This window comes from Actinomadura sp. 7K507 (genome assembly GCF_004348425.1).
Taxonomy (GTDB): domain Bacteria; phylum Actinomycetota; class Actinomycetes; order Streptosporangiales; family Streptosporangiaceae; genus Spirillospora.
Window position 1 is genome coordinate 20,847 of sequence record NZ_SMKK01000096.1, and the last position, 10,743, is coordinate 31,589.

The following is a 10,743-nucleotide window of genomic DNA, read 5'->3' on the forward strand; positions in this document are numbered from 1 at the left end:
CCCGATATTACGGCCGATCAGACCTCCGGCGGGGACCGCGACGACCAGCCGCTGCCAATCGATCACAGACCGCAGGGTTCCCGCAGCTCAGGGGGCGGTCAGCCGCCCGAGCAGCTGGTCGATCGCGGCGCGGACCTGCCGGTCCATGGCGCGGGCGAAGCCCGCCTCGACGGTGACCTGCGCGCCGGGCCGCAGCCGCGCGAGGACCTCGGTGAGCTCACCGAGGTCCTGGTCGTCGATGCGCCCGACGACGTGCGTCGCGATCAGCCGGATGAACATCGCGGCGAGGTCGTCCATGCTGCGCTGGAGTTCTTGCCCGGCCGACAGGACCTCTTCCAGAGGCACCCCGGCCTGGACGAGCGTCACCGTCGCGTCCAGCTGGCGGCGGCTCCAGTGGGTGACACGGTCGCCGTCCACCTCGATGTGGCCTAGGGCGATGGCCCTTTCCACGGACTTCGGGTCGACCTGGCCGGGGAACAGCGCCGCGAGCTCGTCCAGCGTCATCGTCACCGGGACCTCTTGGGACCACGGCGTCGTGACGGCCTTCTCGACGCCGAGGACGGTACCGATGTCGCGGCCCTGTTCCCACGCCGACAGCAGCTCGCGGATGCCTTCGAGGGTGTGCCCGCGGTCGAGCAGGTTCCCGATCATGCGCAGGCGGGCCAGATGGTCCTCGGAGTAGAGGCCGATGCGTCCCTCGCGGCGCGGCGGCGGGAGCAGCTTGCGCTCCTGGTAGTAGCGCAGCGTCCGCACCGGGACTCCGGCGGCGTTCGCGAGCTCGCCGATGCGGTACTCGCGGCCGCCGCCCGGGTGGCCGTCCTGATCCTCCGTCGGCTCATCGCTCACGGGCGCAAGCATAGTTCGCGTCCGGAGCCGGTCACGCCCCGTATCACGCTCCGGCGGAACGCGTTGCGTGATCGCGCACGTCAGAGACACGTCGATCGTCTTGGTCGCAGCAGCCGCAGAGAGGCCGAACATGCCGAAGAAACGCCCCGTCGCCCTAGCGCTCACCGTCCTGGTCGCCGCGTCCGGGCTGACCGCCTGCGGTGGCAGCAACCGCTGGTGTGAGCACGACGCGACGGACCGGAAGGTCGCCGACCGGTACTGCGAGAACAACACCTCTGGGTACGAGTGGGAGTCCGGGAGCAAGTCCAAGAAGAAGAGCAAGACGAAGAGCAAGAAGACGCGCCACTGACCCCGCACGTCCGCCGTCGACCGGCGGACCGCGCGGGGTGCCCGGGCGCGGTGGCTAAGTGACGCGCCGGACGGTCATGGTCTTGCGTTGTCGGCGGCGGCGCCTTTCGTTCCCGGCCTGGGACGCCTCGGTGGCGAGCAGGTCGCGGAGCGAACGCGGGACGATGTCCTCGCGCCGGTCGGTGAACTGTGAACGCATGGGCTTCCTCCCTTGTCGTGGGCCGGTCAGGCTGCGGTGGTGAGTTCGCGCCGGTAGGCCTCGGACACCGTGGTGAGGGCCCAGCGCATCCGCGCGAGGTAGTTCTCCGGGTGGTCGCCCGCCTCCTGGGCGACGATGGCGAGGCAGGCGGAGCGGTCACCTCCGCAGGCGCCGAACCGGTCGTGTATGGCCGTGCGAACCTGCTCGGCCGAGGGACGGTCGGATTCCTGCAGCCCGCAGCAGAACAGGATCTCGGCCAGGTCGGAGGTGCTCAGCGAGGTGGGGGGCGGCGTGTTCGACATCATTGCCTTCTTCCTGCGGAGGGGACCTCGTTCCCCTGCTGCTGAATATGACTCTGCCCGCCGGGCGAATTAATCGCCATAGGGGAAAACCCCTATCCGGGGTGTACTTATCCCCTGGGGAGACCCGTAGACCGGGGTCCTCCGGCATGGGGGGGCGTTCAGCAGAACGGAACGAGCTCTTATGTCTCGGCCCGCCCAGGCTTCGGGGCTGTGACCTGGGCATTGCGCCTGGGCGTCGCGCGCGGCGGCTATGAGCCGTCAGCCTTCCAGGCTAGCTCCGCTCCGCAAATCCGCCGGCGAGCGCGTCCCGGAAGGCGCGGACGGCGGGGTGCGAGCCGCCTCCCCGGCGGGACGCGGCGAACAGGCGCCGGACCCGGTCCTGCTCCCGCAACCGGACGACCGGAACCGCCGGCGGACGCCCCGCCCACACGAGCCCCGGCAGCAGCGCGGCGGCGTGACCGCGCTCGGCCAGCCGCAGATGCAGCAGCAGGTCGGTCGACTCGAACCGCACGTCCGGCTCGAACCCCGCCGCGCGGCAGAGCCGCATCGCCCACCGGCGGGACGCGGTCCCCTCCGGCTCCATGACCCACGCGGCCCCGGCCGCCTCCCGCAGCCCGGCTCCCTGCGACGCGGGGGACGGGAGGGCGAGGGTGAGTTCGTCCTGGCCCAGTTCCGCGTACTCCAGGCCGGCGGGGCGGGGGCCCGGGTCACCCGGGTACTCCTCGGTGATGACCAGGTCGAAGTCCCGTGCGAGCAGGGCCGGGAGTGCGCTCTCGGGCTCTCGCTGGGTGATCTCGACGCGTAGCCGCGGATGGGCTTCGCGGAGCGCGCTGAGCGCGTCCGGGACGAGGGCGAGCGCGGCGGTCTGGAACGCGGCCACGCGCAGGACACCCGTGATGCCCCGCCCCGTGACATCGCGCAGGGACGCGGCGAGGTCGGCCTCCGCGCGTTCGAGGCGTTCCAGGACGGCCTCGGTGTGCGCGACGAGGATCTCGGCCTGGGCCGTCAGCCTGACGCGCCGCCCCACCGGTTCGAGCAGGGGAACGCCCGCCTCCTTCTCCAGGACGGACAGCTGCTGCGAGATCGACGACGGGCTATAGGCGAGGGCCTCGGCGACGGCGGCGAGCGTCCCGCGATGCTTCAGCTCGCGAAGCAGCCGGAGCCGGTGAAGATCCAGCACGGGCCCCCCATTCATCGGTTCAGCTGATGATTATCGCTCAGAAACATTCGCTGGACCGATCGAAGGTGGCTGGGGAAGCGTGTCGTCCATGGTCACGGCTCCCGCCTCGCTCGGTCTGTCCTGGTTCGCCCGCCCGGCCGCCAGGGCGTGGACATGCCCGCCCGCCCCCGGCGACGTCGCGTCCTTCCACCGGACGCTCCCCGGCTACGCCCCGACGCCGCTCGTGGAACTGCCGTCGCCGGCCGCCGAACTGGGCGCCGCGCGGCTGTTCGTGAAGGACGAGTCGTCCCGCCTCGGGCTGCCCGCGTTCAAGATCCTCGGCGCTTCGTGGGGCGTTCACCGGGCGCTCTGCGACCACTACGGCCTGCCGCCCGGCCCGCTGCCCGGCGGCCTGCGCGGGCGGCTGCGCGAGTTCGACGGTCCGCCGGTACGGCTCGTGACGGCGACGGACGGCAACCACGGCCGCGCGGTCGCCGCCATGGCCCGCCTCCTCGGGCTCACCGCGGACGTCTTCGTCCCGTCGGGCGTCCACCCCGCCGCCGTGGCCGCGATCAAGGAGGAGGGGGCGGGAGTCACGGAGGTGCCCGCGCCTTACGACGAGGCGGTGCGGGTCGCGGCGGACACGGCGGCCTCCGACCCGTCGGCGCTGCTCGTCCAGGACACCGCGTGGCCTGGGTACGAACGCGTCCCGCAGTGGATCGTCGACGGCTACTCCACCCTCTTCACCGAAATCGACGAACAACTCGTCGCTGCTGGCGCCGACCCGGCGGGTCTTGTCGCCGTCCCAGTCGGGGTGGGGTCGCTGGCCCAGGCCGCTGTAACCCACTACAGGTCTGGACGGTCCGCGCCCACCGTTCTGTGCGTGGAATCCGATGCCGCCCCTTGTGTGCTGGCAAGCCTCCACCACGACCGTCCGCTCACCATCGAGACCGGAACGACGACCATGGCGGGGCTCAACTGCGCTACACCGTCCAGCCTCGCTTGGCCGGTCCTCCGCTCGGGCGTGGACGCGGCCGTAGCGGTCACCGATGCGGACGCCGCCCGAGCCGGTAGCGACCTGGCCGCCCTCGGTGTCTCCGCAGGACCTTGCGGGGCCGCCTCCCTGGCCGGTGCCCGCGCCGCCCTGACACTTCACCGCCGCTCAAGCGTCGCTCCAGAGCACGCAGGGACGATCGTCCTGCTCAGCACGGAAGGCTCGGCCGCCAACCCGGCTTGACGGGCGGGAGGGGCCGACCGGTGTCGCGCCAAGGACTTGTGGGAATAAGGGAACACATCGCGCCTACGCGCCGGTAACATGCCCCCATTGCGCCCATGCGCCAACGAAATGGGAGACGTCCCATGAAGCCCGAGTTGGAGCAGTTCCTCACCGAGCGCCTCGACGAGATCATCGCCGAGGTGGTCGGCGAGATCACCGCGCGCGTCCCCGCCTACACGCATCTGCGGACCCATGCCGTGCTGGCGCTCGTCCGGGACGCCCTGTCCGGCTACCTCGGCGCCCACGACAAGACCGCCGTGCTCGACTCGTTCCGCGACCTCGGGGCCAGCGAGGCCCGCGCCGGCCATGAGATCCACCATTTCGAGTGCGCGGTGCGCACCGGCGCCCGCGTCGTCGTCCGCCGGACGGCCAGCGCCGCCGCCCGGCTCTACCCGCCCACGACCGAGTACGTCACGGTCATGGAGACCGCGTTCACCGCCGAGGGCGAGATCGTCGAGGCGGCGGTCGACGGCCACTGCCAGGCCATGCGACCCGAAATGGACCGCCGCCTCCACGCTCTCCTCACCGAGAACTAATGCTTGTGGACGGCCCTTTCGTTCGGGACGCAGTGGGTCATCTTCAGGCCGCCGACGTCCCGCGGCCCGTTCTTGCCGAGGTTCCCGAGCCGCTGCCGGTCCTCGTCGGAAAGGTCCTGGCCCGGTAGCGGATCGAGGTGCCCGACGTCGTCCGGGCCGATGCCGAGTCCCTCGCCGACGCGCAGCCCGAGGTCGTCCTCGGCCAGCAGGAAATGCCAGACCATCCGCTCCTGGACGGGACGCGCGCACTGCGAGATCAGCGCCACGAAATTGCCCACCAGGTCGTCGCGCTCCCAGTCCTCCAGCAGCCGGTAGCGCTGGCCCGCCTGCTTGTAGTCGTTCGGCCGCGCGATGCGCATGCGGGTGAGCCGCCCCCGTACTTCGGGACCCTGCTCGTCGTGCGTCGGATACTGCCCTTCCCGCAGGCCGCCCGTGATCGACGGCTCGTAATTGACGTGCGGATTCGCGCCGCCCGAATCGACGTAGTACGCCATCTCTCCGTCACGCTGGTTCGTCTGTACCTGCGTGTGCTTGGCCTGGTTGACGGGCAGTTGCAGGTAGTTCGGCCCGACCCGGTGGCGCTGGGTGTCGCTGTAGGAGAACGTCCGGCCGACGAGCATCTTGTCGTCGGAGAAGTCGAGGCCGTCCACCAGGACGCCCGTGCCGAACGAGATCTGCTCGTTCTCGGCGAAGTTGTTCTCGACGTTCCTGTCCAGGACGATCCGCCCCACCGGCATCGGGGGGAACTCGTTCTCCGGCCATACCTTCGTGTCGTCGAGCGGGTCGAAGTCGAGTTCCGGATGCTCGTGGTCGTCCATCATCTGGACGACGAGCTCCCATTCCGGGAAGTCGCCCCGGTCGATGGCGTCGCGCAGATCCCTGGTGGCATGCCCGAGGTCGCCGGCCTGCACCGCCGCCGCGTCCTCCTCCGTCATGCTCCGGACGCCCTGCTTGGGCATCCAGTGGTACTTGACGAGCTTCGTGTCGCCCGCCCCGTTTACCCACTTGTAGGTGTTAACCCCGAAACCCTGCATGTGCCGGTAATCGGCGGGGATCCCGCGCGGGCTGAAGAGGTTGACCAGCATGTGCATCGACTCCGGTGTCTGCGACATGAAGTCGAAGATCCGCGCCGGTTCCTGGCGGAACGTCACCGGGTCCGGCTTGAGGGCGTGGATGACGTCCGGGAACTTGATGGCGTCGCGGATGAAGAAGACCGCGAGGTTGTTCCCGACGAGGTCCCAGTTGCCGTCCTCGGTGTAGAACTTGATGGCGAAACCGCGCGGGTCGCGGGCCGTCTCGGCCGAGTCGCGCCCGCCGATGACCGTGGAGAACCGCAGCGCGATCGGCGTGCGTTTCCCCTGCTCCTGGAACAGTTTCGCGCGGGTGAACGTCGCGATCGGCTCGTCGCCCCATTTCCCGTACGCCTCGAAGAACCCGTACGCCGTCACGCCCCGCGCGTGGACGACGCGCTCCGGGATGCGCTCACGGTCGAAATGGCTGATCTTCTCCAGGAACTGATAGTTCTCCAGCGTCGCCGGGCCCCTGGAGCCCACCGTGCGCTGGTTCTGGTTGTCGTAGACCGGGTGGCCCTGGCGGTTGGTGAGCACCGGACGCTCGTCCCCCGGCTGCGGCCCCCTGCTCGAAACGTCCGTCACGACAGACACTCCTCTCGGTAGTTCAGAGGCCCTACCCGAGAGGAGAGCAAGCCAACGTCCCCATCGGGTAAACGCGCCGCCAGCCGAGACGGCGTCAGCCGAGACGGCGGAACAGCGGAGACGGCGGCGGAAGCGGCTCACCGGCGCACTGCCGCGCGACGCGGCCCGCGGCATCGGGCAGGAACGGCTCCAGCGCGCCGGCGACGGCCCGGCACGCGTTCACCAGTTCGGCGAGGACGCCGTCCAGCCGCGGGTCTTCCGCCTTGGCCAGTTCCCAGGGACGGACGCGGTTGATGTAGCGATTGGCCTCATCAACGATTCTCCAGACCGCGGAGGTCGCCCGCCGGAAGTCGAAATCGTCCAGCGCGGCGTCGACGAGGTCTGGCGCCTCGCGGCATAGCTCGCCGAGCTCTCCGGGAGCTTCGCAGGCAGGAACGACGCCGTCCCGATACCGATGGACCATCGATACGACCCGATTCACCAGGTTGCCGAGCCCGTTTGCCAGTTCGTCGTTCGCCCGCGAAACCAGCCGCTCGACGGTGAAGTCGGCGTCTCCCGCTTTGGGCACTTCCCGGAGCAGCCACCACCGCACGGCGTCCACTCCGTAGTCCTGGACGAGCGCGACGGGATCGACGGTGACGCCCGCCGACTTGCTGATTTTCCGTCCGTTCGCCGTGAGATACCCGTGCACCAGGATCTCGTCCGGCAGCGGCAGCCCGGCGGAAAGCAGCATCGCCGGCCAGTACACCGCGTGAAACCGCAGCACGCCCTTGCCGGCGAGATGCACGCGACGGCCGTCCCCCGCCCACCATCGCTCGAAGTCGGCACCGTCACGCCCGTAGTCGAGAGCGGTGATGTAGTTGCCGAGCGCATCCCACCACACGTAGATGACCTGGTCGGGGTCGTCGGGCACGGGGATTCCCCAGCCCCGCGCACGCTCGACCGACCGCGAAACGGAGAAGTCCTCCAGACCGCCCGCGATGAACGAGAGCACCTCGTTGCGCCGCTCAGCCGGTTCTATGCGCAAACCGCTGCCGCTGATGAGGTCGTGCAGCCTCCCGGCGTACCGGGACAGGCGGAAGAACCAGTTCTCCTCGGAGACCTGCTGCGGAACGGTGCCGTGTTCGGGACACAGTCCGTCGACCAGTTCGCCCTCGCCGTAGAACTGCTCGCACCCGACGCAGTACAGCCCCTCGTAATGCCGCCGATACAGATCTCCGGACTCGGCGCATGCCCGCCACAGCCGTTCGACTCCGGTGCGGTGCCGCGGATCGCGGCTGGTGCGGATGACGTCGTCCACCGACAGCGACAACGGACCGGCCAGTCCGACGAATTCGGCGGCGAGCCGGTCGACGTACTCCTGGACGGCTTCACCGGCTGCTTCGGCGGCCAGCACGTTCTTCAGCGAGTTGTCGTCCGTCCCCGCCTGGAACCGGACGGCCCCGTCGCGCCGCCGATGCCTGGCGAGGACGTCCGCCTGTACGAGTTCGAGCGCGAATCCCAGATGCGGGCGCGCGTTCACGTACGGAATGGTCGTGGTGATGTAAGAACCCATTGGGAACCTCCAGAAAGACCGGAGCCCCAGAAACGAGAAGAGGCCCCGCGAACAGGGCCTCGAAGAACGTCGTCGCGCGTCAGCGGCCCCGCGAGCGGGGCATCATCACCTGACCTGCGAACGTCCTCACGCCCACGAGTCTAGCCAGCCGGCCACGAGACCGGCGGGGCCAAACCTTGCCAGTTTTTGTTGGCAAGGTGACAAGACACCGGCGGCCCGCGAGTTCAGAATCGGCGCATGAGGAAACTGAGCATGGCAGTGGGGTCCCTGGCCCTGACCGGTGCGCTGACCTTGACCGCGGTCCCGGCGCAGGCGGCACCGGCGCCGGAGAGCGACCGTCAGGTTCCCGAGAGCGTCATCCAGCAACTTCCCGCTCCTCTCCAGGCAGCGGTGGAGGAGAACATGGGTGACATCGGGTGGGACGAAAGCGGGCCCTACATCGTCTGGGGCAACCTGCACTGTCGCATCCACCTCCTGCTCCCATGGGAGTGGGCGTGGGCCTGGGGAACGGGTCCCTGCTGGTTCTAAGGCCTGTTGAACAAGTCCCGTGGTGGGGGTTTGTTGAACAGTCGGATTCGTGGTCGGTGTCTGTCCGGCGTGACCATTGCCTCGCCCGCCGGTGTGGTGGGTGGGGGTGGTTCATCCGGGGTCGGCGCCGTACTGGTCCGGGTTTGCCGAGCAGAGGCCGCCCGCCGGTTCCGCCGCCGTGGTGTGCGGCGGCGGGGTTTGGCCGGAATGGCTGCCGCGTTCCCCGTCCCGGCACCGGCTCGGGTGCCGGTGCTGGGTGTGGGGATGGGTGCGGTTGACTCGGTCAGGGCTCCAGGCAGCCCTGGCCCGCCCGCGCACAGCACGCGGCGGGAGGTTTGGTAGTCCACCCGTGCGGTGGACGGGTCGTCGGGATCGTGCAGGTGGGTGAAGGCGGCGAGGGCGGCGGAGATGAGGTCACGATCGCCGGTGAGCCCGCAGCCGCCGTCGGCGATTGGGCAGTGGTGGACGCGGACACCGAGGTGTTTGGGGACGCGGCGTCCGCACGGGCAGTGCTGGGACAGGGCGGTGGTGCGGGTGGCCGCCCGCAGCAGCCGCCCGCCCGTCTTGGTGCATTCGCCCTCCAAGGCGGTGATGAGCATGCCGGGAGTGAACCGGGCGCAGGCCCGTCCCCACAGCCGGAACCAGCCGCTGATGTCGCAGTCCTCAACCACCAGGTTCGGGCCGTGCACGGCGACGATCTGCCCGGCGGTGTGCCGGGCGCGGGTGCGGCGGGATTGGGTGGTGCGTTGTGCGGCGGCTGCGTCGCGGGCGCGTAGCCGCCGGTAGGTGTTCGAGAGGGTGTCGCGGTGGTGGGAGCGGCGGGGTGTGCCGTTAGCGCGGGCGATGCGCGGCCCGGCGGGCACTGTGACCTGTTTGGGGGGCAGTCCGGCGGCTTGGCGGCGGCGCTGGCGTTTGCGCTGGCGTTTGCCGAGTTCGTACTGAGCGGTGTTGGACGCGCGGCGCGAGCGTTCCAGCGCCCGCTGCCGGCCTCGCCGTTTACGCTCCCGCCGGGCGATGCGGTCCCGCTCGTCGGGCGGCATCCTCACCTTCGAGGAGACCACGCCCGGGGAGACCATCGCCGTGTGCGGCGACGCCGCGGCGACAACCCCTCCGGCAGGGACCGGTTCGGCGGGGGCCGAGACCACGGCGAGGTTGGAGACGTTGCCGTCCACCCCGCCCCGGCGGCCTGTTGGGGCCTGGGCCCGCCGCCCGGCCGTCGACGGCGCGATGTAGGCGGGTGCCAGGACCATCAGGTGCGCCTCGTACACCCACCCGCCCGGCTCCGCCGGATCGCGGCGGCGCACCAGGTCGACCTTGTGGAACGCCTCGGGATCGCTCAGGGTGTGCAGCAGGTGCGGCCACTGGCCCGCACCCTGCGGCAGCCGCACCGGCACCACCAGATCACCCCGGCACCCGTCCGGGCCACCCGCATACACCAGCGTCAACGGCCCGTCATACTCCCACCACACCCCCTTCCCGCCCCGGCTACGGGGCGCCGACGCGACCGGCATCGTGCGGGGCTGGGCCAGCACACCGGCTCCCGGCGGCAATGCCGCCGCCTCCTGGGGAGTGAAGCCCTCGGGCAGGCCGGGCACCCGGTGGGCGGCCAGGTGCCCGGCCAGGGTGCCGTGCACCCGGAACGTCTCCCACTTGCGGGGCGTGGTGTGCGAACGGGCTCGGCCCGGGATCCGGGTGAACCCCCACCACGACCCCGCCTTGGGCACACCCTGGCGGCGCCCCGACGCGTCGGCGAACAGATGCCGTTCCAGCCCGCACCACACCTCGTCGGCGATGTGCATGGCCACCGCCTTGGACAGGTGATGCCGCAGATGCCCCGAAGCGTCCAGATGCCGGTACCCGGCACGCTCCAGCGCGTCCCGCGACAACCCCAGCCGCACCCGCCACTGCTTGGCCTCCTGCGGGGTGCTGCGGGGGCGGTGCCCGGCCCGGTAGGCCAGCGCACGGGCCCGGCCATCGCGCCGCAACGCCCGCTTCAGACTCCACGCCGCCTCGAACAACTGCTCCAGCCGATGCCGCGCCGCCGGGTCCGGCACCAGCCGCAACCGCACCACCGTCACCGGCCCATCGGCCGGACGCCGCCACGCCGGAGCCTTGTTCCTCCCCCGGAACCGCCGCCCGGCGGCCTGGGCCTCGTCCACCGGTCTGCCCACAACCTCAGACACAGCCCCGGCCACAGCCCCGCCGACGGCAGAGACGGTGAGGGCGCCACTCGCACGATCGGCTGCGGACTGCATCATGGTGGATACATTAAGTCACGATCTTCGAACACGCAATCGAAGTCCGACGGTAACCGCCCACGCGACAGGTCCCGCCCGCAC

11 protein-coding genes are annotated in these 10,743 nt (G+C 70.5%); 4 read left to right on the forward strand and 7 right to left on the reverse strand.

What is annotated here, in order from left to right:
* Positions 1-87: 87 nt before the first annotated feature.
* Entirely contained in the window at positions 88-846 is a 759-nt protein-coding gene (locus tag E1285_RS22105; protein WP_243722968.1) for a MerR family transcriptional regulator, read from the reverse strand.
* 130 nt (positions 847-976) lie between these two features.
* Here E1285_RS22105 and E1285_RS22110 point away from each other — a divergent pair, with 130 nt between their 5' ends.
* Positions 977-1,195, forward strand: a complete 219-nt coding sequence (locus E1285_RS22110; RefSeq protein ID WP_132155017.1) for a hypothetical protein — start codon at positions 977-979, stop codon at positions 1,193-1,195.
* A 54-nt stretch (positions 1,196-1,249) separates the two neighbouring features.
* Here the strand turns inward: E1285_RS22110 and E1285_RS45710 are convergent, their stop codons facing one another.
* The 3 genes from E1285_RS45710 to E1285_RS22120 form a co-directional block, all read right to left on the reverse strand.
* Entirely contained in the window at positions 1,250-1,393 is a 144-nt protein-coding gene (locus E1285_RS45710; RefSeq protein WP_165966700.1) for a hypothetical protein, read from the reverse strand.
* A 26-nt stretch (positions 1,394-1,419) separates the two neighbouring features.
* Entirely contained in the window at positions 1,420-1,698 is a 279-nt protein-coding gene (locus tag E1285_RS22115) for a hypothetical protein (RefSeq protein WP_207946736.1), read from the reverse strand.
* Between the two features lie 268 nt (positions 1,699-1,966).
* Positions 1,967-2,875, reverse strand: coding sequence for a LysR substrate-binding domain-containing protein (locus E1285_RS22120; RefSeq protein WP_132155019.1), 909 nt, complete (start codon positions 2,873-2,875; stop codon positions 1,967-1,969).
* Positions 2,876-2,963: 88 nt separating this feature from the next.
* Here E1285_RS22120 and E1285_RS22125 point away from each other — a divergent pair, with 88 nt between their 5' ends.
* A complete protein-coding gene (locus E1285_RS22125) occupies positions 2,964-4,091 on the forward strand; it encodes a pyridoxal-phosphate dependent enzyme (RefSeq protein WP_132155021.1) in 1,128 nt (375 codons plus the stop codon).
* Positions 4,092-4,213: 122 nt separating this feature from the next.
* Complete coding sequence (locus E1285_RS22130; protein WP_132155023.1) at positions 4,214-4,666, forward strand: hypothetical protein; 453 nt, start codon at positions 4,214-4,216, stop codon at positions 4,664-4,666.
* Here the strand turns inward: E1285_RS22130 and E1285_RS22135 are convergent.
* Positions 4,663-6,321, reverse strand: coding sequence for a catalase (locus tag E1285_RS22135; protein ID WP_132155025.1), 1,659 nt, complete (start codon positions 6,319-6,321; stop codon positions 4,663-4,665). The genes E1285_RS22130 and E1285_RS22135 overlap by 4 nt on opposite strands.
* Before the next feature lie 94 nt (positions 6,322-6,415).
* A complete protein-coding gene (gene metG / locus E1285_RS22140) occupies positions 6,416-7,876 on the reverse strand; it encodes a methionine--tRNA ligase (protein WP_132155027.1) in 1,461 nt (486 codons plus the stop codon).
* A gap of 252 nt (positions 7,877-8,128) precedes the next feature.
* On the opposite strand from metG, the gene E1285_RS22145 reads away from it, so the two are divergent.
* Positions 8,129-8,404: a hypothetical protein gene (locus E1285_RS22145; protein WP_132155029.1), complete on the forward strand. Its 276-nt coding sequence runs from the start codon at positions 8,129-8,131 to the stop codon at positions 8,402-8,404.
* Here the strand turns inward: E1285_RS22145 and E1285_RS22150 are convergent.
* A complete protein-coding gene (locus tag E1285_RS22150; protein ID WP_132155031.1) occupies positions 8,401-10,563 on the reverse strand; it encodes a transposase in 2,163 nt (720 codons plus the stop codon). The genes E1285_RS22145 and E1285_RS22150 overlap by 4 nt on opposite strands.
* Between the last annotated feature and the right edge of the window lie 180 nt (positions 10,564-10,743).